The sequence below is a fragment of the Serratia sp. OLAL2 genome (genome assembly GCF_002752475.1).
Lineage (GTDB): Bacteria > Pseudomonadota > Gammaproteobacteria > Enterobacterales > Enterobacteriaceae > Serratia > Serratia bockelmannii.
Map to the genome: position 1 here is coordinate 439,036 of NZ_MSTL01000016.1, position 24,632 is coordinate 463,667.

Consider the following 24,632-nt stretch of genomic DNA (forward strand, 5'->3'; position numbering starts at 1 on the left):
AATAAAAACAGGCGCCGATCTCTAATTCAGCAACCCAATGCATAAGCTGCGCCATTCTACTCTTAGCGCAGTGCGATCGCAAGGCGACGCAGTGCCCCGCCGTCAGTCGAAATGCTCGACCACCAGGCGGCGCGGCGCCACGCGACCATCTTCGGCGATGTCGCCAACGCCGATGAATTTTCGCTCTTCACCCTCGGTGATGCGCACCAGGCCGGAAGCCGGCGCGCCGGCCACTTGCACCGGTTGCCCCTGCTTGACGTAACCCGCGACCACCGGCAGCAAATTCACTTCCGGATAGTTCTCAACCGGGCTGTCCATCGGCATCAGCAGCGGATCGAGCAGCTCGCCGGGCGCGATTTCTTGTTCCTGCGCCTGCGCCAGCAAAGCGTTCAGCTGTTCCAGCGTCACCATGCGCGCGATCGGATAAGTCGCCACCTGCAGGCGGCGCAGATAGATCACGTGCGCGCCGCAGCCCAGCAGCTCGCCGAGATCGTCGGTGATGGTGCGGATGTAGGTGCCTTTCGAGCAGTGGATCTCCAGCTCCAGCTCATCCCCTTCCCAGCGGATAAACTGCAGCTCGTACACCGTGATGCTGCGCGCTTCGCGCGGCACTTCAATCCCCTGGCGCGCATACTCGTAGAGTTTCTTGCCCTGGTATTTCAACGCCGAATACATCGACGGCACCTGCTGGATGTCGCCACGGAAGGTATCCAGCGCCGCGTCGAGCTGCGCCTGGGTGAAATTCACCGGGCGCTCCTGCACGATCTGGCCGTCGGCGTCGGAGGTATCGGTACGCTGCCCCAGCTTGGCGATCACCCGATAGCGCTTGTCGGAATCGAGCAGGTATTGCGAAAACTTGGTCGCTTCGCCCAGGCAAATAGGCAGCATGCCGGTCGCCAACGGATCGAGCGCGCCGGTATGGCCCGCTCGGTTGGCGTTGTACAGACGTTTTACTTTTTGCAGCGCATCGTTGGACGACAACCCCTGCGGCTTGTCCAGCAACAGCACGCCGTGGATGTCACGGCCGCGGCGACGAGGGCGACTCATTAATCCTCCTTGTCATCGCCTGAGGCGGAACGGCGCTCGGCGTCGTTCTTCACCACGTTGGTCACCAGGTTGGACATGCGCATGCCTTCCACCAGGGAGTTGTCGTAAGCGAAGGTCAGCTCCGGCACCACGCGCAGGCGCATCGCTTTGCCCAGCAGGGTACGGATATAGCCGGAAGCGTCCTGCAACGCTTTGATGCCGTTGGTGACCAGATCCGGATCGTGGTTCTCGGTCAGCACGTTCAGGAAGGTGACGTAAACCTTGGCATACGCCAGATCGCGGGACACTTCCACGCCGGAAACGGTCGCCATGCCGACGCGCGGATCTTTAACTTCACGCTGCAGAATGACCGCAATCTCTTTCTGCATCTCTTGCGCCACGCGTTGACCGCGGCTGAATTCTTTTGCCATTTTGGATTCTCCAGACAAATCGGGGGGCACAAAGGCCCCCCGTAAACAGATATAAGCAGATGTGCAATCGTTAAGCGATGGTGCGTTGGATCTCAATGATTTCGAACACTTCGATCATGTCGCCGACGCGCACGTCGTTATAGTTCTTAACGCCGATACCACATTCCATGCCGTTACGGACTTCGTTAACGTCATCTTTGAAGCGGCGCAGGGATTCCAGCTCGCCTTCATAGATAACCACGTTGTCGCGCAGTACGCGGATTGGGTTGTGACGCTTGATGGTCCCTTCGGTAACCATACAGCCGGCGATAGCGCCGAACTTAGGCGATTTGAACACGTCGCGCACTTCGGCCAGGCCGATGATCTGCTGCTTGTATTCCGGCGCCAGCATACCGCTCATCGCCTGCTTCACTTCGTCGATCAGGTTATAGATCACGGAGTAGTAACGCAGATCCAGGCTTTCCGCTTCGATCACGCGGCGCGCAGAAGCGTCGGCACGCACGTTGAAGCCCAGGATGATGGCGTTGGAAGCCGCAGCCAGCGTCGCGTCGGTTTCGGTGATCCCACCTACGCCGGAGCCGACAATCTTCACCTTCACTTCGTCGGTAGAGAGTTTCAGCAGCGAGTCGCTGATCGCTTCGCAAGAACCCTGCACATCGGACTTCAGTACGATGTTCAGCTCGGACACTTCGCCGTCGGTCATGTTGGCGAACATGTTTTCCAGCTTGGACTTCTGCTGACGCGCCAGTTTGACTTCGCGGAACTTGCCCTGACGATACAGCGCCACTTCACGCGCTTTCTTCTCGTCGCGCACCACGGTCGCTTCGTCACCCGCTGCAGGCACGCTGGACAGACCCAGGATTTCCACAGGGATAGACGGACCGGCAGAGGTCACTTCACGGCCCAGCTCGTCGCGCATCGCACGCACACGGCCGTATTCGAAGCCGCACAGGACGATGTCGCCCTTGTTCAGCGTACCTTCCTGAACCAGTACGGTAGCCACCGGGCCACGGCCTTTATCCAGGAAGGACTCGATCACTACGCCGCTCGCCATGCCGCTGCGTACCGCTTTCAGTTCCAGAACTTCGGCCTGCAGCAGGATAGCCTGCAGCAGCTCGTCGATACCGGTACCGGCTTTCGCGGACACGTGAACGAACTGCGCTTCGCCGCCCCACTCTTCCGGCATAACGCCGTACTGAGACAGTTCCTGCTTAACGCGGTCCGGATCGGCTTCCGGCTTGTCGATTTTGTTCACCGCAACCACCAACGGCACCTGCGCCGCTTTCGCGTGCTGGATAGCTTCGATGGTCTGTGGCATCACGCCGTCGTCGGCCGCCACCACCAGAACCACGATGTCAGTCGCCTGAGCACCACGAGCACGCATCGAGGTAAACGCGGCGTGGCCCGGGGTATCCAGGAAGGTGATCATGCCGTTCTCGGTTTCTACGTGGTAGGCACCGATGTGCTGGGTAATGCCGCCGGCTTCGCCCGCCGCCACTTTGGTGGAGCGGATGTAGTCCAGCAGAGAGGTTTTACCGTGGTCAACGTGGCCCATGATGGTCACGACCGGCGCGCGCGGCTCAGCCGCAGCGCCCGTATCACGGTCGCTCATCAGCGCTTCTTCCAGCTCGTTTTCACGACGCAGAATAACTTTGTGGCCCATCTCTTCGGCAACCAGCTGTGCGGTTTCCTGGTCGATAACCTGGTTGATGGTGGCCATAGCGCCCAGCTTCATCATCACTTTGATGACCTGAGAACCTTTTACCGCCATCTTGTTGGCCAGCTCGGCCACGGTGATGGTTTCACCGATCACCACGTCACGGTTAACCACCTGCGCCGGCTTGTTGAAGCCCTGCTGCAGAGCGCTAGGCTTGCGTTTGCCTTTACCGCCACGGGTAACGGCACGCGCTTCTTCGCGATCCGCTTTGGATTCGGACAGCTTGTTGCCTTTCTTCTGCTTGGTCGCTTTGCCGCCGCGGGTGCGGCTACGACGATCGCCTTCAACTTTGGCGTCGTTTTCGTCTTCTGCGGCACGCGCATGCTGAGAGGTGGTCACGTGATAGTCGGCACTTTCAACCGCAGCGCTTGCCGCGTCGGCCTGGGCCCACTTCTCGCCGTTCTCTTCGGCCATGCGACGGGCTTCTTCCGCCACGCGCTTGGCTTCCTCTTCAACCTTGCGGCGCACTTCCTCTTCCGCTTTACGTTTCAGTTCAGCGGCTTCGGCTTCACGGCGTGCTTTTTCCGCCTGAGCTGGCTTGGTCATTTCGTCGGTATGTTGATTGGTCACTTTTTCTTTTTCCGCTGAATTACGCTTAGCAATCTCCGCGGCCTCACGTTTGGCTTGCTCTTCGGCTGCGCGCTTCGCTTCCGCTTCGCGTTTTGCGAGCTCTTCCGCTTCGCGCCGTGCCTGCTCTTCCGCTTCACGCTGTGCCTGCTCTGCCGCTTCAGCCAACTGGGCTTCCTGCGTATCGCGATTTACATAAGTGCGTTTCTTGCGGACCTCAATTTGCACCGATTTACTTTTACCGCCGGTGCTCGGGATATTCAAGGTGCTGCGCGTTTTGCGCTGCAAAGTGAGTTTACCTGGCGCGCTGCCGTGTTCACGGTTCAGGTGCGCCAGCAATGTTTCTTTTTCTTGCTGGGTAACAGAGTCCGACTCGGACTTGTTGATCCCTGCATCAGCAAACTGCTGTACCAGGCGATCAACCGGAGTCTGAATCTCTGCTGCCAGCGATTTTACGGTTACATCTGTCGTCATGCTGTTCCTTCCTGCTACAGTTATTACGCGTTGTCGCCAAACCAACAGATATTGCGTGCAGCCATGATCAGCTCACCGGCTTGCTCATCGCTAAGCCCTTCAATATCAGCCAGATCGTCAACACCCTGCTCGGCAAGATCTTCCAGCGTACAAACCCCACGCGCGGCCAGTTTAAAGGCCATGCTGCGCTCAAGACCCGGCAGGTTGAGCAAATCGTCGGCCGGTTTGTTGTCGCCCAGGCTTTCTTCTTGTGCCAGGGCCAGCGTGGTCAATGCAGCTTTGGCGCGTTCGCGCAATGCTTCAACCGTATCTTCATCCAGACCGTCGATTTCCAACAGCTCTTTGATCGGCACGTAGGCCAGCTCTTCCAGCGTGGAGAAGCCTTCTTCAACCAGTACGGTGGCGAAATCTTCGTCGATATCAAGATACTTGGTGAAGGTATCAATAGCGGCATGAGCCTCGGCCTGGTGCTTGGCCTGCAGGTCGTCCGCCGTCATCACGTTCAGTTCCCAACGATCGTCGCCGCGGTGTTGTTTCAGCAGTTGGGAAGCCAAACGCACGTTTTGGCCGTTACGGCCGATCGCCTGTGCCAGGTTGCTGGCTTCAACGGCGATATCCATGGTGCAGTTATCTTCGTCTACCACGATCGACGCGACGTCGGCCGGCGCCATGGCGTTGATGACGAATTGCGCGGGGTTATCATCCCACAGGATGATGTCGATGCGCTCGCCGCCGAGCTCGCTCGACACGGCCTGAACGCGCGCACCGCGCATACCTACGCAGGCGCCGACCGGGTCGATGCGCTTGTCGTTGGTTTTCACTGCAATTTTCGCGCGAGAGCCTGGATCGCGGGCTGCCGCTTTAATTTCGATCACTTCTTCACCGATTTCCGGCACTTCGATGCGGAACAGTTCTTTCAGCATTTCCGAGCTGGAACGGCTGACGAACAGCTGCGCGCCGCGAGCTTCAGGACGCACGGCGTACAGTACGCCGCGAATGCGATCGCCCGGACGGAAGTTTTCGCGCGGCAGCATGTCTTCACGGCCAATCACCGCTTCGGCGTTGTTGCCCAGATCCAGCGCGATGCTGTCACGGTTCACTTTCTTCACCACGCCGGTGACGATCTCACCTTCGTGTTCACGGAAAGCGTCGACCACCATCGCACGCTCGGCTTCACGTACTTTCTGCACGATAACCTGCTTGGCGGTTTGGGTGGTGATACGGTCAAAGGTCACGGATTCGATCTGATCTTCGATGTAGCCGCCGAGCTCGATGCTCGGATCTTCAAACTGAGCGGCTTCCAGCGTGATTTCACGCGTCGGCTGAGTCACTTCGTCTACGGCGACCCAACGGCGGAAGGTGTCGAAATCGCCGGTTCTACGGTCAATGCTGACGCGCACGTCGATTTCCTGCTCGTATTTTTTCTTGGTTGCGGTGGCTAATGCAGTTTCCAGCGCTTCGAAAATCTTCTCGCGCGGAAGGGATTTTTCATTGGAAACTGCTTCAACAACAGCCAGAATCTCTTTGTTCATCCTAGTTGCCTCTTCCAAACTTTAAAAGTGGGGTACCAGGTTCGCTTTCTGGATGTTGCTCAGCGCGAACACTTCATCTTTCCCTTCCACAGTAACCGTGATCATCTCGCCTTCGACAGACTTGATAATACCCTGCCACTTGCGACGGTTCTGTACCGCCATGCGCAGGACCAGGCTGACTTCTTCACCGAGGTAACGCGTATAGTGTTCTGCGGTGAACATCGGGCGATCAAGGCCAGGAGAGGAGACTTCCAAGTTGTAAGCGACCGTGATTGGATCTTCGACGTCCAATACAGCGCTGACCTGGTGGCTGACATCAGCGCAATCATCAACATTGATGCCGTTATCACTATCAATATAGATGCGGAGCGTCGATTGGCGCGCACGAATGAATTCGATGCCTACAAGCTCAAAGCCCAACGCTTCTACGGGTGCCGAAAGCATCTCTGTTAACTGTTGCTCTAATGTGGACAAGCCCACCCCCAAGACATAAAAAAAGGGCTAAATAGCCCAGTGATTCTGTTGCCAAATAACAAAAAACCCCGAAAAATCGGGGCTTTATGCAACTGGACCCTGTTTGCCGCTAGGCGGCCTCGGTACAACTTTCGAGCAAGTGTCATTTTCAAATGTTGATCGAGAAAAGCGGATTTCAATCGAAAAGTGTATTTGAAAATAAACACTTAAAGGAAAGTGGTTGCGGGGGCCGGATTTGAACCGACGACCTTCGGGTTATGAGCCCGACGAGCTACCAGGCTGCTCCACCCCGCGTCCGAAAACGTGGCAAATACTACGCCGATAATCGCAAAATTGCAAGTTATCTCTGGGATTTGGTACCGAGGATGGGACTCGAACCCACAAGCCCGTTAGGGCACTACCACCTCAAGGTAGCGTGTCTACCAATTCCACCACCTCGGTACTGATTCTTACTGCTAACGGCCGTTGTTCCTTCGAGTTCACAACCACCGTTTACAAACTTTTTGCGGCTTACTGCGGGATGTCGCTGCTCGGTTTAGCTGGTGCTGCCGGCGCGGTCGTCTGCTCAGTTTTCACTGGCTGACCCAGGTTTTCCCACTCACTGCCTTTCTTGCTTTGGTTGCTGCTGAGGTTGCCCAGAATCAGGCTGATGACGAAGAACAGCGTCGCCAGCACAGCAGTCATGCGGGTCATAAAGTTACCGGAACCACTCGAACCGAACAATGTGCCTGATGCACCTGCTCCGAAAGAGGCTCCCATATCAGCGCCTTTACCTTGCTGTAGCATAATCAGAGCAACCAGCCCGATTGAGATCAGCAGGAAAATTACTAGAAGAGCTTCGTACATAGTAGTACCCGTATCCTTGCGGCCTCACCGCATGCCAAATGCTTCACACTCATCAAGCAGGCGTTTTTACAAACTGCCTACTGAAGCGGGTGTGAATACTAACCAAAGCCGCCAACCCACGCAAGGGCAATTTGCTGCCGCCGGCGCGTTTGCGGAAAAAAACGCCAACAATCATCTATTCGGGCTCAGCGATGCCAAGCCCGATGGCTAACTGTCTGTTTTAACCTGCTGATTTCACCGCATCGGCGATGCGATGCGCCAGCGCGGTCACCTGCTGCTCGTCCTCGCCTTCCACCATCACGCGGATCAGCGGCTCGGTGCCCGATTTACGCAGCAGCACCCGGCCACGGCCGGCCAACTCGGTTTCCACCTGCTCGGTGACCTTACGCACCGCTTCAGATTCCAGCGGATTATGCTCGCCGGCGAAGCGGACGTTGACCAGGATCTGCGGCAGCAGCTTCATGCCGCTGCACAGGTCATGCAGGCTCATGTGGTTGCGCACCATGGCAGTCAGCACCTGCAGCCCGGCCACGATGCCGTCGCCGGTGGTGGTTTTGTCCAGCAGGATCACATGGCCGGAGTTTTCCGCACCGATGCGCCAGCCCAGTTCCTGCAGTTTCTCCAGCACGTAACGGTCGCCCACTTTGGCGCGAGCGAACGGAATACCCAGCTGTTTCAGCGCCAGCTCCAGCCCCATATTACTCATCAGGGTACCGACCGCGCCGCCGCGCAGCTGCCCCTGACGCAGGCCTTCGCGGGCGATGATGTACAGGATCTGATCGCCATCCACCTTGTTGCCGAGGTGATCCACCATCATCACGCGGTCGCCGTCGCCGTCAAACGCCAGGCCAACGTGCGCTTTTTCCTGCAGCACGCGCTCCTGCAGCTGACGCACGTCGGTAGCACCGCATTTTTCGTTGATATTCATACCGTCCGGCTCAACACCGATGGCGATCACCGTGGCGCCCAGTTCGCGCAGCACGCTCGGCGCAATGTGGTAAGTCGCCCCGTTGGCGCAGTCGACCACGATTTTCAGCCCCTTCAGGCTCAGCTCGCTCGGGAAGGTACCTTTGCAGAATTCGATGTAACGGCCGGCGGCGTCGATGATACGGCTGGCTTTACCCAGCTCGGCAGACTCCACGCAGGTCAGCGGTTTTTCCATCTCGGCTTCAATTGCCTCTTCGACGTTGTCCGGCAGTTTGGCGCCGTCGATTGAGAAGAACTTGATACCGTTGTCATAGAACGGGTTATGCGAAGCGGAAATGACAATGCCCGCTTCGGCACGGAAGGTACGCGTCAGGTAGGCCACCGCCGGCGTGGGCATCGGCCCGGTGAAGGAGGCGGACAATCCAGCGGCCGCCAGACCGGCTTCCAGAGCGGACTCCAGCATATAGCCGGAGATGCGCGTATCCTTACCGATGATGATCTTGCGGGAACCGTGACGCGCCAGCACTTTACCGGCCGCCCAGCCCAGCTTCAGCACGAAGTCCGGCGTGATGGGGCTGTCCCCGACCTTGCCACGGATGCCGTCGGTGCCAAAATATTTGCGCTCGCTCATGTCTCTACTGTCCCTTAGCTGAAAGTGTTGCCTCGACGACACGCATCGCCTCGACGGTTTCTTTAACGTCATGCACTCTGACAATCTGCGCACCCTGCATCGCCGCGATCACCGCGCAGGCCACGCTGCCGATAACCCGTTGATCCGGCGGCACGTTCAGCAGTTGCCCAATCATCGATTTACGCGACATGCCGACCAATAGCGGCAAACCGAAACGATGAAACTCCGACAACCGTGCCAGAAGCTGATAGTTGTGCGCCAAATTTTTACCGAAACCGAAGCCTGGGTCGAGCAGCAATTTCTGATTTGTTATCCCCGCCTCGTTACAGCGCTGAATATGATGCTCGAAAAACGCCTGAACATCGGTAATCAGGTCATCGTAATGCGGCGCCTGCTGCATGGTGCGCGGCTGCCCTTGCATATGCATCAGACAGACCGGCAGACCGCTTTCCGCCGCCGCCGCCAGGGCACCCGGCTCCTGCAGCGAACGAATGTCGTTAATCAGATGTGCGCCTGCATGCGCCGATTCGCGGATCACGCCCGCTTTCGAGGTATCGACCGAGATGAAGACTTCGAAGCGCTGCGCCAGCGCTTCCACCACCGGCACGACCCGTTCCAATTCTTCCTCTTCACTCACCTCAGCTGCCCCCGGCCTTGTCGATTCGCCGCCGATATCGATCATCGTGGCACCGGCCGAAATCAGCGCATGCGCGTGGAGCAGCGCCTGGTTCAGGGTGTTGTGACGGCCGCCGTCGGAAAACGAATCCGGCGTCACATTGAGGATACCCATCACCTGCGGATAGGAGAGGTTGAGCGTCATGTCGCGCACGGTTAACTGCATGGTTGGTCCACCTTACTGTTGCCTGGTTCACTGCCCGCCGGGCAAAAAAAAACCCCGGCGTACCGGGGTTTGATGTTATTACACAGCCGCTGTTACTTGTCGAGCTGTTCGGACATGGTGTTGCCCGGCGTTGGGGTGCGCGGCTCATCTACCGGCGTCGGGGCTTTCGGAGTGCCACCGTTGTCGGAGCTGTTGCCTTTGTTCGCATCGTCCCAGCCCGCCGGCGGACGCACGTCTTTGCGGTTCATCAGATCGTCGATCTGCGGCGCATCGATAGTTTCATACTTCATCAGCGCATCCTTCATCGAATGCAGGATGTCCATATTTTCCATCAACAGCGAACGAGCACGCGTGTAGTTACGTTCGATCAGCGACTTCACTTCCTGGTCGATGATACGCGCGGTTTCATCCGACATGTGCTTCGCCTTGGCCACGGAACGGCCCAGGAACACTTCACCCTCTTCTTCCGCATACAGCAGCGGCCCCAGCTTCTCGGAGAAGCCCCATTGGGTCACCATGTTGCGGGCAATGGAGGTCGCCACTTTAATGTCGTTCGACGCACCGGTAGAGACTTTTTCCGGCCCGTAGATGATCTCTTCCGCCAGACGACCGCCGTACAGGGTGGAGATTTGGCTCTCCAGCTTCTGACGGCTGGCGCTGATCGCATCCCCTTCCGGCAGGAAGAAGGTCACACCGAGCGCCCGACCACGAGGAATGATGGTGACCTTGTGTACCGGATCGTGTTCAGGAACCAGGCGGCCAATGATGGCGTGGCCCGCTTCGTGATACGCGGTCGACTCTTTCTGCGCTTCGGTCATCACCATGGAGCGACGTTCCGCACCCATCATGATCTTGTCTTTGGCTTTTTCGAACTCCACCATCGACACCACGCGCTTGTTGCCGCGGGCGGCGAACAGCGCCGCTTCGTTGACCAGGTTGGCCAGGTCGGCACCGGAGAAGCCCGGCGTACCGCGCGCAATGACGGAGGCGTCGATGTCGGCAGCCAACGGCACGCGGCGCATGTGCACCTTCAGGATCTGCTCACGGCCACGCACATCCGGCAGCCCGACCACGACCTGACGGTCGAAACGGCCCGGGCGCAGCAGCGCAGGGTCAAGCACGTCTGGACGGTTGGTCGCCGCGATGACGATGATGCCCTCGTTGCCTTCGAAACCGTCCATCTCAACCAGCATCTGGTTCAGGGTCTGCTCACGCTCATCGTGACCGCCACCCAGGCCGGCGCCACGCTGACGACCGACGGCGTCGATTTCATCGATGAAGATGATGCACGGCGCGGCTTTCTTCGCTTGTTCGAACATGTCGCGCACGCGGGATGCACCCACGCCGACGAACATTTCGACGAAGTCGGAACCGGAAATGGTGAAGAACGGTACCTTCGCTTCGCCGGCGATCGCTTTCGCCAACAGCGTTTTACCGGTCCCCGGCGGGCCAACCATCAGCACGCCTTTCGGGATCTTGCCGCCCAGCTTCTGGAAACGGCTCGGTTCGCGCAGGTATTCCACCAGTTCGCTCACCTCTTCTTTCGCTTCGTCACAACCGGCGACATCGGCGAAAGTGGTCTTGATCTGGTCTTCCGTCAGCATGCGGGCCTTGCTCTTGCCGAAGGACATCGCGCCCTTGCCGCCGCCGCCCTGCATTTGCCGCATAAAGAAGATCCAGACCCCGATCAGCAACAGCATCGGGAACCAAGAGATAAAGATAGAAGCCAGCAGGCTCGGCTCTTCAGGCGGCTCGCCGACAACTTTCACATTCTTCGTTAACAACGTATCCAGCAACTTAGGATCGTTGACAGGGATGTAGGTCGTGTATTTGTTACTGTCTTTCTTGGTAACGTTAATTTCACGTCCGTTGATTCGCGCTTCGCGAACCTGGTCCTGGGTCAGTTCGGACATGAAGGTAGAGTAATCCACCCTACGGCCATTCGACTCGCTGGGCCCAAAGCTCTGGAATACAGACATCAACACTACCGCGATGACTAACCAGAGAATTAGGTTTTTCGCCATGTCACTCAAGGGATTAACCTCATCTTACAACTGTGTTAACAAACAGCGTTAGGGTACTACAGTTTGCGCCCTGTCGCTACAATGTACACTTCGCGCGAACGGGCGCGGGAAGCGTCTGGCTTACGAATCTTAACCTTCGTAAACAGGGAGCGAATTTCCCGTAGGTACTCGTCAAAGCCATCTCCCTGGAACACCTTCACCAGGAAACTTCCGCCTGGTGCGAGGACATCACGACACATATCCAGCGCCAACTCCACCAGATACATCGACCTTGGAATATCGACCGCCGGGGTGCCACTCATATTCGGGGCCATATCGGACATGACCACCTGAACCTTACTCTCGCCTACTCGTTCCAACAGCGCCTTCAGCACCAGTTCATCACGAAAATCGCCCTGAAGGAAATCGACGCCAACGATAGGATCCATTGGCAAAATATCACAGGCGATGATGCGCCCGGTACCGCCGATTTGGGTGACCACATACTGCGACCAGCCGCCCGGTGCGGCGCCCAGATCAACCACGGTCATTCCCGGTTTGAACAGTTTGTCGCTCTGCTGTATTTCATCAAGTTTAAACCAGGCACGGGAACGCAGTCCCTTTTTCTGCGCCTGCTGCACATATTTATCGCTAAAGTGTTCTTGTAACCAGCGACTGGAGCTAGCCGAACGCTTTTTATTAGCCATCTCGTTTTCCAACTATCATAAAAAGAGTCTTATGTCAGGGTCGCTGCTCACGTAGACTCACACCGGTGAAGACCGATTTGGTGATATACATGAGATGGCGGTAGAATGTACCGTTTTCAATCCCAACTTAAGCAAAAAAGACAATGAATCTGAATAATAAACAAAAACAGCACCTGAAAGGCCTGGCGCATCCGTTAAAACCGGTGGTAATGCTGGGCAATAACGGTCTTACCGAAGGGGTGCTGGCTGAAATTGAACAGGCTCTGGAGCATCATGAGCTGATCAAGGTAAAAATCGCCGCTGAAGATCGCGAAACCAAAACCCTGATCGCCGACGCTATCGTGCGTGAAACGGGCGCCTGCAATGTGCAAGTTATCGGCAGTACGCTTATTCTTTACCGCCCGTCGAAAGAGCGCAAGATCAGTCTACCGCGTTAATAACCATCAGGTTAACGAAAAGGTGCCATGCGCCTGACGAAGATAAAAGGCCGCTTGCGGCCTTTTTCCTATCTTTACAAAACGTTGGCGCATTAATGACCAACGGCCTCGATCAGAGATACTCGACCTTCAGGATCTCGTATTCCACGTCGCCGCCGGGGGTTTTGATCACCACCACGTCGTCTTGCTCTTTGCCGATCAGGCCGCGCGCCATCGGCGAGTTTACCGAAATCAGATTTTTCTTGAAATCGGCCTCATCGTCGCCAACGATGCGGTAAGTCACTTCTTCTTCACTGTCCAGATTCATCACCGATACGGTGGCACCGAAGATCACCCGGCCGGTGTTCGGCATCTTGGTGATATCGATCACCTGAGCATTGGACAGCTTGGCTTCGATTTCCTGAATGCGGCCTTCGCAGAAACCCTGCTGTTCACGGGCGGCATGGTACTCGGCATTCTCTTTCAAATCGCCGTGCTCACGGGCGTCAGCGATATCCGCAATGATTTTCGGGCGGCGCACGCTTTTCAGATATTCGAGCTCTTCGCGCAGTTTTTCAGCGCCAAACAAGGTCATCGGAATTTGGTTCATCGTATAAATACCTCTAAATCTTTCCTGTTCAAATAACCGTCATCCTGACGTATTCGTATGAAAACACGGTTGGCATACCGCCACCCGCCTCCAGGCGACAAACAAAAGAAACCTGACTCGGAACGAGGCCCAAGCCAAGATTGGTTTTGCATTTTGATACGCATTTTAGCCTAGAGTTCCTTGAGGGTCATCGTTTACTTTTTCCCTGATTGCACCGTAGTATGACGGCACGTTATCCAGCTGTTATCCCGAGATTATGCGTTTTTCACGAATTGTCAGTGCATTGGCTTGCGCATTTGTTCTGAATGCGAATGCGGCCCCGGTTGAAGAGTACACACAATATCTGCCTGATGGGGCCAACCTTGCCCTGGTCGTTCAGAAAATCGGTGCCGGCGCGCCGACGATCGATTATCACTCTCAGCAGATGGCGCTGCCGGCCAGTACCCAAAAAGTGCTGACCGCGCTGGCGGCCTTGCTGCAACTCGGGCCCGATTACCGTTTCACCACCACGCTGGAGAGCCAGGGCGATATCCGCGATGGCGTGCTGCGCGGCAACCTGATCGCCCGCTTCAGCGGCGATCCGACCTTCAAGCGCCAGAGCCTGCGCAATATGGTGGCCGTCCTGAAGAAACAGGGCGTGCGCCAAATCAGCGGCGACGTGCTGGTCGATACCTCGGTCTTCGCCAGCCATGACAAGGCGCCCGGCTGGCCGTGGAACGATCTGACGCAGTGCTTCAGTGCGCCGCCGGCCGCCGCCATCGTCGATCGCAATTGTTTCTCGGTCTCGCTGTACAGCGCGCCGAATCCGGGCGACATGGCGTTTATCCGCGTCGCCTCCTATTATCCAGTCAATATGTTTAGCCAGGTGCGCACCCTGGCGCGCGGCTCAGCAGACGCGCAGTACTGCGAGCTGGACGTGGTGCCGGGCGAACTGAACCGCTTTACCCTGACCGGCTGCCTGACGCAACGCAGCGAACCGCTGCCGCTGGCCTTCGCCATCCAGGACGGCGCCAGCTATGCGGGCGCAATCCTGAAAGACGAACTGACCCAGGCCGGTATCCAGATCGACGGGCACTTGAAACGCCAGACGCGTCCCGGCATCACCGGCACGGTGATCGCGCAAACTCAGTCGGCGCCGCTGCACGATCTGTTGAAGATCATGCTGAAGAAATCGGACAACATGATCGCCGATACCGTCTTCCGCACCATCGGCCACGAGCGCTTCGGCGTACCGGGTACCTGGCGAGCGGGCTCCGATGCCGTGCGGCAGGTGCTGCGCCAGAAGGCCGGCATCGATCTGGGCAATACCATTATCGCCGACGGTTCCGGCCTGTCGCGCCACAACCTGCTGGCGCCGGCGACTATGATGCAGGCGCTGCAGTACATCGCTCAGCACGACAACGAGCTGAACTTCATCTCGATGCTGCCGCTGTCCGGCTATGATGGCACCCTGCGCTACCGCGGCGGCCTGCACGAAGCCGGCGTCGACGGCAAGGTGTCGGCCAAGACCGGTGCACTGCAGGGCGTCTACAACCTGGCGGGCTTCATCACGACCGCCAGCGGCCAGCGCATGGCCTTCGTGCAGTATCTCTCCGGCTACGCCGTGCCGCCAGAAGATCAGAAACAGCGCCGCGCGCCGCTGGTGCGCTTCGAAAGCCGCCTGTATCGGGACATTTACCAAAACAACTGAGGATCGTCATGAAGCTGCTGGTCGTTGAGGATGATGAACTGTTGCAACAGGGGCTGGCACTGGCGCTGACCGGCGAAGGTTACGTCTGCGACTGCGCCGCCACGGCGGCGGAGGCCAACAGCCTACTCATCACCAGCCAATACAGCATGGTGATCCTGGATCTCGGTCTGCCGGACATGGACGGCGCCGCACTGCTGCGGCAGTGGCGCCGCCAGCAGATCGATCTGCCGGTGCTGATCCTGACCGCCCGTGATGCCCTGGAAGATCGCGTCGACGGGCTGGATGCCGGCGCCGATGACTACCTGGTCAAACCCTTCGCGCTGGTTGAGCTGCAGGCGCGCGTGCGGGCCCTTCTGCGGCGCTACCAGGGCCACAGCGACAATCTGATGCAGGTGGATGACCTGCAGTTGAACCTCTCCAGCCAGCAGGTCTACCTGCAGCAACAGCCGGTGGAGGTTACGCCGAAAGAGTTTGCCATTCTGGCGCGCCTGATTATGCGTGCCGGGCAGACGGTCAATCGTGAACTCCTGCAGCAGGATCTCTACACCTGGCAGGACGACCTGGGTTCCAACACGCTGGAAGTGCACATCCACAACCTGCGCCGCAAACTGGGCAAGGATCGCATCCGCACCGTGCGCGGCATCGGCTATCGCCTGGAACCCTCGTCATGATCAGCATGCGCCGCCGCCTGCTGCTGATGCTGGCGCTGATCCTGCTGGTCACACAACTCATCAGCGCCTTCTGGCTGTGGCACGAAAGCCAGGAGCAGATCAGTTTCCTGGTGGATGAAACCCTGTCCGCCAAAGTGCGTACCGAGCGCGTCGATACCGAGATCGCCGAGGCCATCGCGTCGCTGCTGGCGCCTTCGCTGATCATGATGGTCGTCACGCTGCTGGCGTCGTTTTGGGCCATCAGCTGGATCATCCGCCCGCTAAACCAATTGCAGCAGCGGCTGGAAAAGCGCTCTGCCGATAACCTGACGCCGCTGCCAATCACCAGCGACAGCCAGGAAATGGTAGCGGTCACCAATGCACTCAATCAGCTGTTCTCACGGCTGGATAACACCATTCAACAGGAACGCCTGTTCACTGCCGACGCCGCCCACGAGCTGCGCACGCCGCTGGCCGGCATCCGCCTGCACCTGGAACTGATGGAAAAACAGGGCGTCAAGGGCAGCCAGGCGCTGATCGCCCGCATCGATCAACTGATGCACACCGTCGAGCAGTTGCTGATGCTGTCGCGCGCCGGGCAAGACTTCGCCAGCGGCCATTATCAGCATTTCGATTGGGTGGCCGATGTGATCCAACCGCTGCGCGAAGAACTCGACGAAATGACCGCCCAACGCGGGCAGACGCTGGATTGGCAATTGCCGGCCGTCGCCGCGGTGAACGGCGATCCGGTGCTGCTGCGGTTGCTGCTGCGCAACCTGGTCGAAAATGCCCACCGTTACGGCCCGGAAGGCGGCGCGATACAGGTGCGATTAACGCCGCAAGACAGCGGCTATCTGCTGCAGGTCATCGACGATGGCCCGGGTATCAAGGAAGAGATGGTTGGGGAGCTGACGCAGGCGTTTCGCCGCATGGATCAACGCTACGGCGGCAGCGGACTGGGCCTGAATATCGTGATCCGCATCGCGCAACTGCACCAGGGGCGATTGACGCTGGAAAACCGCCGCGATGCGCGCGGCCTGAACGCCCAGTGCTGGTTGCCGGAAAAGGCGCTCAAATAACAAGGGCCCAGTGTTGCTGAGCCCTTTATCACCGAATTACTTCTGGTAAATGATTTCGACGCCTTCGTCGTCGTCTTCGTCCCAGTCGTCATCCCAGTCATCTTCCGCTTCGGCTTCCACCTCCGCGATTTGCTCGCGGTGGTAGTCATCCCACATGAATTCGACTTTTTCCGGCGCGCTTTCTTCAATCGCCATCGCTTTCGGCTGAGTGTTGATGAAGTTCATCACGTCCCAGCACAGCGCGTTGACGCCTTCGCGGTTGGCGGCGGAGATCATGTAGTACTTCCCTTCCCAACCCATGCCTTCCACAATCGCTTTGGCGCGTTCGGCGGCTTCTTCCTCACCAATCACATCAATTTTGTTGAACACCAGCCACCGCGGCTTCTGCGCCAGATTTTCGCTGTATTGGTTCAACTCGTTGATGATCACTTTGGCGTTTTCCACCGGATCGGTTTCGTCGATCGGCGCGATGTCCACCAGGTGCAGCAGCACGCGGCAACGCTCCAGGTGTTTCAGGAAGCGAATACCCAGGCCCGCCCCTTCGGAGGCCCCCTCGATCAACCCCGGAATGTCGGCAACCACAAAGCTCTGCTCGTGGTCCATACGCACCACGCCCAGGCTCGGTACCAGCGTGGTGAACGGATAATCGGCCACCTTAGGTTTGGCAGCAGACACCGCGCGGATGAAGGTCGATTTACCGGCGTTCGGCAGCCCCAGCATGCCCACATCGGCCAGCAGCAACAGCTCCAGCAACAGGTCACGCGCTTCGCCCGCGGTACCCAGCGTCTTCTGACGCGGCGCGCGGTTGACCGAAGATTTGAAACGGGTGTTGCCCAGACCGTGCCAGCCGCCTTTGGCGACCATCAGCTTCTGCTCGTGACGCGTCATGTCGCCGAGGATCTCGCCGGTGCCCTGATCCTTCACGCGCGTGCCGACCGGCACCTTGATGATGACGTCTTTACCGCGTTTGCCAGTACAGTCGCGGCTCTGGCCATTCTGGCCGCGCTCGGCGCGGAAAGACTTCTCAAAGCGGTAGTCGATCAGGGTGTTGAGGTTCTCATCCGCCAGCAGGTAAACGTCGCCGCCGTCACCGCCGTCACCGCCGTCAGGCCCACCGTTCGGGATATATTTTTCGCGGCGGAAGCTGACGCACCCGTTGCCGCCGTCGCCTGCAACGACCAGAATCGCTGCTTCATCTACAAACTTCATTTACCGTCTCCGTAAATCATTCACCGGGCTGCTTCAAAGGAGCAACCAGGGGGGGTTCTGCCCGTCGCGGCCACCACCGGTGACCAATTGCGGAAAACATGGCGCCCGCCACAACCACAAACGCACCCACATAGCCGACGATGTTCAGCGTCGGCGCAGCGAATGCCTGGGGCCAGGCCAGCGCCAATAAATCTGAAAACAGCAGGGTAAACAGCGGGGTCAGCGTCACCAACGCGCTCACCTGCGCCGCCTGCCAGCGCGCCATCGCTTCCGCCAACGCGCCGTAACCGATCAGCGTGTTGGCGCCGCAAAATAGCAGACACGCCAATTGCCAGCCGCTCAGCTGGAAAATCACCTCGGGTTTGGCCAGAGGGAACAACGCTATCGCACATAAAGTGTACAACATAACCAGGATCTGCGGCGAAGCCAGTCGGCGCAGCAACACCTTCTGCGCCACGCCGTAGCTCACCCAAACCATCGCCGCGCACACGCCCAGCATAACGCCCAGCGTGTAGTCCGTCAGCCGGGTGAAGATCTCTATCAAACTGACGTTGAAAAACAGCATCAGTCCGCAAATCAGCATCAGGGCGCCAATAACCTGGGTGATGCGCATACGTTCTTTTAAAATCAGCACGCTGGCGAACATCATGCCCACCGGCGACAGCTGGCCAATCACCTGCGACGCCGTCGGGCTCAGGTATTGCAGCGAGGAGCTGAAGAACACAAAGTTGCCTAGCAGCCCCGCCGTCGCGATCGCCAACAGCAGCAGCCAACGCGGCTGGCGGAACATCGTCAGCCGCGGCAGCTTGCCGCGTACCGCGAGGATCACGCCCAAACCGATGGCGGCCATGGTAAAGCGATACCAGACAACGGTAAACGGCTCCATCACGACCAACACTTCTTTCATCGCGATCGGCAACGCGCCCCAGCAAACCGCCGTGGTTAACGCCAGAGAAATGCCAACGCCGACCTGCTGCTTCGTATCCATATCACCTTCGCCAACGCTGACGGGCCTGCCCTCAGGCAACCCATAAATGTAAAAAGCCCCGCAACGAATTGCGGGGCTTACATCTATTTCGTAAGGCTCGAAAAATTATTCAGCTTCGATGCTGATGAATTTACGATTGCTCGGGCCTTTAACTTCGAATTTGACTTTACCGTCTTTCAAAGCAAACAGAGTGTGGTCTTTGCCGCAACCCACGTTGGTACCAGCGTGGAATTTGGTGCCGCGCTGACGAACGATGATGCTGCCTGCCAGTACTGCTTCGCCGCCAAAGCGTTTTACGCCCAGACGTTTAGCTTCTGAATCGCGACCGTTACGAGTCGAGCCGCCAGCCTTTTTGTGTGCCATTAATCCGCTCTCCTAACTTAAGCGCTGATGCCGGTGATTTTAACGTCAGTGAACCACTGACGGTGGCCCTGCTGCTTACGGTGGTGTTTACGACGACGAAACTTAACAATTTTAATTTTCTCGCCACGACCGTGAGCAACAACTTCAGCTTTGATCTTGCCGCCATCGACGAAAGGAACGCCGATTTTGATATCTTCGCCATTAGCGATCATCAGAATCTGGTCAAACTCAACCGCTTCACCAGTTGCGATGTCCAGCTTTTCCAAGCGAACGGTCTGACCTTCGCTTACTCGGTGTTGTTTACCACCACTTTGGAAAACCGCGTACATATAAAACTCCGCTTTCCGCGTGCCCGACTGTGTTAGTTCAGAGCGCGCTATAAATATTCACAATAGGGCGCGAATTCTACGCAAAAAAGCAGCGTATGACAAGAGCAGAATAAGACCAGAACAAGAAAAAAGAAGAAAAAAAGCGCAGTTTCTTTCGTGGCGTTTATCTGAACCGTTTTTCAAGTACAATCATAGGGACAGTTACCGCCATGTACCGATGTGAGCAGCGATCTCAACGCGGTGAAGAGAAACACAGCTGAAAAAAACACAATGAACCTAGAGCAAATTACCGAGTTAACCGCGCAAGATATGGCGGCCGTGAACGCAACAATTCTCGAACAGCTGAATTCCGATGTCACGCTCATCAATCAGCTTGGCTATTACATTATCAGCGGTGGCGGTAAGCGCATCCGGCCGATGATCGCCGTCCTGGCGGCGCGGGCGTTGGGCTATGAAGGCAACAAGCACGTCACCGTCGCCGCCCTGATCGAATTCATTCATACCGCCACGCTGCTGCATGACGACGTCGTCGACGAATCGGACATGCGCCGCGGCAAAGCCACCGCCAACGCGGCGTTCGGCAACGCCGCCAGCGTGCTGGTCGGCGACTTTATCTATACCCGCGCCTTCCAGATGATGACCAGCCTGGAATCCCTGCGCGTGCTGGCGCTGATGTCGGAGGCGGTCAACGTCATCGCCGAAGGCGAAGTGCTGCAGTTGATGAATGTGCACGATCCCGACATCAGCGAAGAAAGCTATATGCGGGTGATCTACAGCAAAACCGCCCGTCTGTTTGAGGCGGCGGCGCAATCGTCGGCGATCCTGTCCGGCGCCAGCGCCGAACAAGAGAAGGCGCTGCAAGATTATGGCCGCTACCTCGGCACCGCTTTCCAGCTGATCGACGATCTGCTCGACTACAGCGCCGACGGCAGCACCCTGGGCAAAAACACCGGCGACGATCTGAACGAAGGGAAGCCGACCCTGCCGCTGCTGCACGCGATGCACAACGGCGACGACGCCCAGCGTGACATGATCCGTGGCGCAATTGAGCAAGGCAACGGCCGTCATTTGTTGGAGCCGGTACTGCAGGCGATGCAGCAATGCGGTTCGCTGGAATACACCCGCCAACGCGCCGAGCAAGAGGCCGACAAGGCGATCGCCGCGCTGCAGGTGTTGCCGGCATCGGAGCACCGCACGGCGCTGGAAGGCCTGGCCCATTTAGCGGTGCAACGCGATTTTTAAGAAATCGTGGTTTCGCAATACACTCATCAGGCCCGCGTACGCGGGCCTGCTTAGGTATTGCTCTCTTCGTCGATACGCGCCAGCAGGCCGCCAATCCCTTCCCGCATCAGGAAAGCCACCATTTTCTCGCGCTCGCTCTCCGTCAAATGGTAGTAATACTCGATCCAGACCGCCAACGGATCCTGGCGTTCTACATCATAGGCCGCCCCGTCTTCCTTCAGCACCAGCAGGTTACGCACACCTGAAGGCAGGCTATCGATATGGTATTCCAACGCTTTTCCCTGCACGCCTTTACGCCTGCGGCTGATCCAGCCTTCGCGCCGGGCCATCAAATTGATTCCCTGTGGTGAGGAGGGTAATCCTGCGATGCCTGTCAGTTCCTTGGCGGCAAACCACTCGTTTTTCATGGCCATCATCTCTGGGCAATAGTGGGCAACGTCATTTTTGGAAATTACCTGGGTATTTTTTAGGAAATTTAATGGTATTCTGGTTTCCGAATAAACGTTTCACGTTGTTCAAACGCTTAACTTTGACTCGTTAGTTATACCACTAACGCAACTTTGGCTAATCAGAAAAGGAATGTAAACATGAATTCAAGGAACCCAGATTGGCACCCGGCAGATATCATCGCGGCGCTACGCAAGCAGGGCACCACGCTGGCGGCGGTATCGCGCAAGGCCGGATTGAGCTCATCGACGCTGGCCAATGCGCTGTCGCGCCCGTGGCCGAAGGGGGAATGGCTGATCGCCGAAGCGATAGGCATCCACCCATCGGAGATCTGGCCAAGCCGTTATTACGATCCGCACAGCGATTGCCTGCTGGATCGCAAAGCACGCATCAAGTCGTGAACGCGGAACAAAAAAAACCGCCGGAACAGCGTCCGGCGGCGTTTATCGGCTGACTCTCGGTATCGATCAGTTATTGATGAACTTCTCGCCCAGTTCGATATCTTTGTGCAGCACGTCCAGCATCTCGTTCAGCGCTTTCTGCTCGAAGGCGCTCAGGGTGCCGATATCTTTACGCTCTTCAACGCCGTTCTTGCCCAGCACCAGCGGCTGCGCGAAGAAGCGAGCGTATTTGCCGTCGCCTTCAACGTAAGCGCATTCCACAACGCCTTTCTCGCCCTGCAGCGCACGCACCAGAGACAGACCGAAACGTGCGGCCGCCTGGCCCATGGACAGCGTTGCAGACCCGCCGCCGGCTTTGGCTTCTACCACTTCGGTACCGGCGTTCTGAATGCGTTTGGTCAGATCCGCCACTTCCTGATCGGTGAAGCTCACACCAGGGATCTGCGACAGCAGAGGCAGAATGGTCACGCCAGAGTGGCCGCCGATAACCGGCACGTTCAGCTCTTCCGGCTGCTTGCCTTTCAGCTCGGCCACGAAGGTGTTGGAACGGATGATATCCAGCGAAGTCACGCCGAACAGTTTGTTCTTGTCGTAAACGCCGGCTTTTTTCAGCACTTCCGCCGCGATGGCGACCGTGGTGTTAACCGGGTTGGTGATGATGCCGATGCAGGCTTTCGGGCAGGTTTTCGCCACTTGCTCAATCAGGTTACGCACGATACCGGCGTTAACGTTGAACAGATCAGAGCGATCCATGCCTGGCTTACGGGCCACGCCGGCGGAAATCAGCACCACGTCCGCACCGTGCAGAGCCGGGGTCGCGTCTTCGCCGCTGAAGCCTTTAATTTTAACTGCGGTTGGGATGTGGCTTAAGTCGACGGCAACGCCTGGGGTAACGGGGGCAATGTCGTAGAGAGAGAGTTCAGAACCTGAAGGAAGCTGGGTTTTGAGTAGAAGGGCGAGGGCCTGGCCGATACCGCCAGCAGCACCGAGAACTGCAACTTTCATCCTATACTCCTTTATTATCTTAAATATATAAAGCGCCGTGAATGTGTTGGTTACGGACCTTGAGTCATTACACCTTTTAAAACAATAAATTAGCCAATTCTTGCCTGCAGGTGTAATAAAACGGCCGCTGTCGCGCCCATTTTAGATTAAATCGCTTGCGCATGAAGGGCATAGCGCACACTAATCAAAAATAGTGCGAGGTTATTCACGAGCAAGTTAACCGGCCGTTACATTACACCCTTACGCAACATCAGAACAACATCATTTTAATAACATTTTATTTACCACCGTAGGCCGATTTTCCGTCGTCAAAAGGGCATATTCATCGCGGCCGGATTTTGTTAAAATGCCGCCCTTTCCTCGCCGCCCGGTCTTTTTTATTTTCTTTGGGGCGGCCTTTGTTGCATAAAAATTCATCTATATGCATAATCATGACTTCCACTATCAACATTCCACGGTGCAAAATGCGTAATCCCGCAAAACAGGAAGATCTGATCAAGACGTTCAAAGCGTTATTGAAAGAAGAAAAATTCAGTTCTCAAGGCGAGATCGTTTTGGCGCTGCAAGAAGAAGGCTTCGAAAACATTAACCAATCCAAAGTATCGCGCATGCTGACCAAGTTCGGCGCGGTACGTACGCGCAATGCCAAAATGGAAATGGTGTATTGCCTTCCTGCCGAACTCGGCGTGCCGACCACCACCAGCCCGTTGAAGAATCTGGTGCTGGACGTCGACCATAACGACGCCGTCGTGGTGATCCATACCAGCCCGGGCGCCGCGCAGCTGATCGCCCGCCTGCTCGACTCACTGGGTAAATCCCAGGGCATCCTCGGCACGATTGCCGGCGACGATACCATTTTCGTCACCCCGTCCAGCGGCTTTACCGCTCAGAAGCTGCATGAAGCGATCCTGGGCGTGTTTGAGCAAGAGCTGTGAAACCTGGCGCTAACAAAGTGCGGCTACCTTCCGCATTTTGTTAGCGCTTCTTTAACCCTCGCGTTACCTCCCCGGCCTTTAACCGCGTTTAACACTGCTTTTTTATCCCGCAACAACACATTTCCATGACATCGCCATGTAACCAGCAGTACCCACTGTGATCTTCCGCACTTTTGGTTAAAAGCACTTACCTTATTGAAATTACATAAATTTAACATCAAAAGATCGTTTTATGAGCGTTTTTTATTCCTTACAGTTATAAAAAATAAGGATCATAAGGTTAAAGTTTCACTAGCAACTGTTAGCGAACTATTAATTTTTCGCGTTACTAGCTGTATACTCATTTTCGTGAACTGAATCACAGTTCGTTGGAACTGATAAAAGAATACGATGAGGTGAGATAATGAAAATTAAAGCTACCGTTGCAACCCTGAGCGTTCTGTCCATGCTTTCATTTGGTGCATTCGCAGCACAATCTGTTGATGCAACCCAGGCCGCACAACTGCAACCCGCCGGTGTGATCACCGTGAGTGGCGTCGCCGCTGCGCCTTCCGACATTCGCCAGGCACTGTCTGACAAAGCTGACGCCAAAGGGGCGACCGCTTACCGCGTGATCGAAGCGCGCAACGACGGCAACTTCCACGCGACCGCTGAAATCTACAAATAAGTAACGACATTACCCGGCAACGGGCAATACATCTCTGGAATCAAACGCTGTCATAACGGCCTTCAAGAATAAAAATCGCTGCCAAGCCCTTCCAGGCTGTTATGACCAAGGATCGCTATCATGAACATGAAAACTACTCTTGCTGCACTCGGTCTGCTGTCCGTCATCTCCTTCGGCGCATCTGCCGCCCAGTTGGTGACTAACGATCAGACCGCCAATCTGCAATCTATCGGCACCATTACCGTCAGCGGTATCGACGGCGCACCGACCGACATTCGCCAGGCGCTGTCGGAGAAAGCTGACGCTAAAGGCGCGACCGCCTACCGCGTGATCGAAGCGCGTAACGAAGGCAACTACCACGCCACCGCCGAGATTTACAAATAACAACTCTGGGAACGGCTTTGCAGAGCTGATTACCCTCGTCA

Annotated in this window: 26 protein-coding genes and 2 tRNA genes; 9 read left to right on the forward strand and 19 right to left on the reverse strand. The window is 56.9% G+C overall.

The genetic code is table 11. The features are described from left to right. Positions 1-102: 102 nt before the first annotated feature. The 12 genes from truB to rlmE form a co-directional block, all read right to left on the reverse strand. Entirely contained in the window at positions 103-1,047 is a 945-nt protein-coding gene (truB, locus tag BVU99_RS10905) for a tRNA pseudouridine(55) synthase TruB (protein ID WP_025305054.1), read from the reverse strand. After that, positions 1,047-1,457 (reverse strand): 30S ribosome-binding factor RbfA, encoded by a 411-nt coding sequence (gene rbfA / locus BVU99_RS10910; RefSeq protein WP_099817055.1) that lies wholly within the window; start codon positions 1,455-1,457, stop codon positions 1,047-1,049. The genes truB and rbfA overlap by 1 nt, the downstream gene beginning before the upstream one ends. Positions 1,458-1,527: 70 nt before the next feature. Beyond that, positions 1,528-4,215, reverse strand: coding sequence for a translation initiation factor IF-2 (gene infB, locus BVU99_RS10915; RefSeq protein WP_004933511.1), 2,688 nt, complete (start codon positions 4,213-4,215; stop codon positions 1,528-1,530). 23 nt (positions 4,216-4,238) lie between these two features. Continuing rightward, a complete protein-coding gene (gene nusA, locus BVU99_RS10920) occupies positions 4,239-5,747 on the reverse strand; it encodes a transcription termination factor NusA (protein ID WP_043139262.1) in 1,509 nt (502 codons plus the stop codon). A gap of 21 nt (positions 5,748-5,768) precedes the next feature. Next, positions 5,769-6,221: a ribosome maturation factor RimP gene (gene rimP / locus BVU99_RS10925; protein ID WP_004933515.1), complete on the reverse strand. Its 453-nt coding sequence runs from the start codon at positions 6,219-6,221 to the stop codon at positions 5,769-5,771. A gap of 217 nt (positions 6,222-6,438) precedes the next feature. Next, a tRNA-Met gene (locus BVU99_RS10930) sits at positions 6,439-6,515 on the reverse strand. A 60-nt stretch (positions 6,516-6,575) separates the two neighbouring features. Continuing rightward, positions 6,576-6,662: transfer RNA gene (locus BVU99_RS10935), tRNA-Leu, on the reverse strand. A gap of 69 nt (positions 6,663-6,731) precedes the next feature. Then, positions 6,732-7,067: a preprotein translocase subunit SecG gene (gene secG, locus BVU99_RS10940; protein ID WP_004933519.1), complete on the reverse strand. Its 336-nt coding sequence runs from the start codon at positions 7,065-7,067 to the stop codon at positions 6,732-6,734. Positions 7,068-7,287: 220 nt separating this feature from the next. After that, positions 7,288-8,625 (reverse strand): phosphoglucosamine mutase, encoded by a 1,338-nt coding sequence (gene glmM / locus BVU99_RS10945; RefSeq protein WP_025305053.1) that lies wholly within the window; start codon positions 8,623-8,625, stop codon positions 7,288-7,290. 4 nt (positions 8,626-8,629) lie between these two features. After that, positions 8,630-9,466: a dihydropteroate synthase gene (gene folP / locus BVU99_RS10950; protein ID WP_025305052.1), complete on the reverse strand. Its 837-nt coding sequence runs from the start codon at positions 9,464-9,466 to the stop codon at positions 8,630-8,632. 92 nt (positions 9,467-9,558) lie between these two features. Beyond that, positions 9,559-11,490: an ATP-dependent zinc metalloprotease FtsH gene (ftsH, locus tag BVU99_RS10955; protein ID WP_004933529.1), complete on the reverse strand. Its 1,932-nt coding sequence runs from the start codon at positions 11,488-11,490 to the stop codon at positions 9,559-9,561. Between the two features lie 56 nt (positions 11,491-11,546). Further along, complete coding sequence (rlmE, locus tag BVU99_RS10960) at positions 11,547-12,176, reverse strand: 23S rRNA (uridine(2552)-2'-O)-methyltransferase RlmE (RefSeq protein ID WP_004933533.1); 630 nt, start codon at positions 12,174-12,176, stop codon at positions 11,547-11,549. Positions 12,177-12,319: 143 nt separating this feature from the next. On the opposite strand from rlmE, the gene yhbY reads away from it, so the two are divergent. Further along, positions 12,320-12,613: a ribosome assembly RNA-binding protein YhbY gene (gene yhbY, locus BVU99_RS10965; RefSeq protein WP_004933536.1), complete on the forward strand. Its 294-nt coding sequence runs from the start codon at positions 12,320-12,322 to the stop codon at positions 12,611-12,613. Between the two features lie 112 nt (positions 12,614-12,725). Here the strand turns inward: yhbY and greA are convergent, their stop codons facing one another. After that, positions 12,726-13,202, reverse strand: coding sequence for a transcription elongation factor GreA (gene greA / locus BVU99_RS10970; protein WP_025305051.1), 477 nt, complete (start codon positions 13,200-13,202; stop codon positions 12,726-12,728). A 256-nt stretch (positions 13,203-13,458) separates the two neighbouring features. Between greA and dacB the strand changes: the two genes are divergently transcribed. The 3 genes from dacB to pmrB are packed head-to-tail and all read left to right on the forward strand — an operon-like array spanning position 13,459 to position 16,621. Further along, on the forward strand, positions 13,459-14,892 hold the full coding sequence (dacB, locus tag BVU99_RS10975; protein ID WP_025305050.1) for a serine-type D-Ala-D-Ala carboxypeptidase: 1,434 nt from the start codon (positions 13,459-13,461) through the stop codon (positions 14,890-14,892). Between the two features lie 8 nt (positions 14,893-14,900). Continuing rightward, positions 14,901-15,563: a two-component system response regulator PmrA gene (pmrA, locus tag BVU99_RS10980; RefSeq protein WP_019453348.1), complete on the forward strand. Its 663-nt coding sequence runs from the start codon at positions 14,901-14,903 to the stop codon at positions 15,561-15,563. Continuing rightward, positions 15,560-16,621 carry a two-component system sensor histidine kinase PmrB gene (gene pmrB, locus BVU99_RS10985; protein ID WP_025305048.1) on the forward strand — a complete coding sequence of 354 codons (1,062 nt, stop codon included), beginning with the start codon at positions 15,560-15,562 and terminating at the stop codon, positions 16,619-16,621. The genes pmrA and pmrB overlap by 4 nt, the downstream gene beginning before the upstream one ends. Positions 16,622-16,657: 36 nt before the next feature. On the opposite strand, the gene cgtA is transcribed toward pmrB, so the two are convergent. The 4 genes from cgtA to rplU form a co-directional block, all read right to left on the reverse strand. Next, positions 16,658-17,830 carry an Obg family GTPase CgtA gene (gene cgtA, locus BVU99_RS10990; RefSeq protein ID WP_025305047.1) on the reverse strand — a complete coding sequence of 391 codons (1,173 nt, stop codon included), beginning with the start codon at positions 17,828-17,830 and terminating at the stop codon, positions 16,658-16,660. 16 nt (positions 17,831-17,846) lie between these two features. Then, positions 17,847-18,818 carry a DMT family transporter gene (locus tag BVU99_RS10995; protein ID WP_043139276.1) on the reverse strand — a complete coding sequence of 324 codons (972 nt, stop codon included), beginning with the start codon at positions 18,816-18,818 and terminating at the stop codon, positions 17,847-17,849. A 105-nt stretch (positions 18,819-18,923) separates the two neighbouring features. Beyond that, the gene (gene rpmA / locus BVU99_RS11000) at positions 18,924-19,181 is read right to left on the reverse strand and encodes a 50S ribosomal protein L27 (RefSeq protein WP_004933559.1); all 258 of its coding nucleotides are present in this window, start codon (positions 19,179-19,181) and stop codon (positions 18,924-18,926) included. Between the two features lie 17 nt (positions 19,182-19,198). After that, positions 19,199-19,510 (reverse strand): 50S ribosomal protein L21, encoded by a 312-nt coding sequence (gene rplU, locus BVU99_RS11005; RefSeq protein WP_004933561.1) that lies wholly within the window; start codon positions 19,508-19,510, stop codon positions 19,199-19,201. Between the two features lie 270 nt (positions 19,511-19,780). On the opposite strand from rplU, the gene ispB reads away from it, so the two are divergent. Next, a complete protein-coding gene (gene ispB / locus BVU99_RS11010; protein ID WP_099817056.1) occupies positions 19,781-20,752 on the forward strand; it encodes an octaprenyl diphosphate synthase in 972 nt (323 codons plus the stop codon). Positions 20,753-20,802: 50 nt separating this feature from the next. Here the strand turns inward: ispB and BVU99_RS11015 are convergent, their stop codons facing one another. After that, positions 20,803-21,159, reverse strand: coding sequence for a DNA-binding protein (locus tag BVU99_RS11015; RefSeq protein ID WP_025305044.1), 357 nt, complete (start codon positions 21,157-21,159; stop codon positions 20,803-20,805). 180 nt (positions 21,160-21,339) lie between these two features. On the opposite strand from BVU99_RS11015, the gene BVU99_RS11020 reads away from it, so the two are divergent. Then, complete coding sequence (locus BVU99_RS11020; protein WP_004933567.1) at positions 21,340-21,600, forward strand: helix-turn-helix transcriptional regulator; 261 nt, start codon at positions 21,340-21,342, stop codon at positions 21,598-21,600. Positions 21,601-21,666: 66 nt separating this feature from the next. Here the strand turns inward: BVU99_RS11020 and mdh are convergent, their stop codons facing one another. Further along, entirely contained in the window at positions 21,667-22,605 is a 939-nt protein-coding gene (mdh, locus tag BVU99_RS11025) for a malate dehydrogenase (RefSeq protein WP_004933569.1), read from the reverse strand. A 464-nt stretch (positions 22,606-23,069) separates the two neighbouring features. On the opposite strand from mdh, the gene argR reads away from it, so the two are divergent. The 3 genes from argR to yhcN (BVU99_RS11040) all read left to right on the forward strand — a co-directional run bounded on the left by argR (position 23,070) and on the right by yhcN (BVU99_RS11040) (position 24,591). Continuing rightward, the gene (gene argR / locus BVU99_RS11030) at positions 23,070-23,540 is read left to right on the forward strand and encodes a transcriptional regulator ArgR (protein WP_016929335.1); all 471 of its coding nucleotides are present in this window, start codon (positions 23,070-23,072) and stop codon (positions 23,538-23,540) included. Positions 23,541-23,943: 403 nt separating this feature from the next. Next, positions 23,944-24,207, forward strand: coding sequence for a peroxide/acid stress response protein YhcN (gene yhcN, locus BVU99_RS11035; RefSeq protein WP_025305043.1), 264 nt, complete (start codon positions 23,944-23,946; stop codon positions 24,205-24,207). Positions 24,208-24,327: 120 nt separating this feature from the next. After that, complete coding sequence (gene yhcN, locus BVU99_RS11040) at positions 24,328-24,591, forward strand: peroxide/acid stress response protein YhcN (RefSeq protein WP_025305042.1); 264 nt, start codon at positions 24,328-24,330, stop codon at positions 24,589-24,591. Positions 24,592-24,632: the final 41 nt, after the last annotated feature.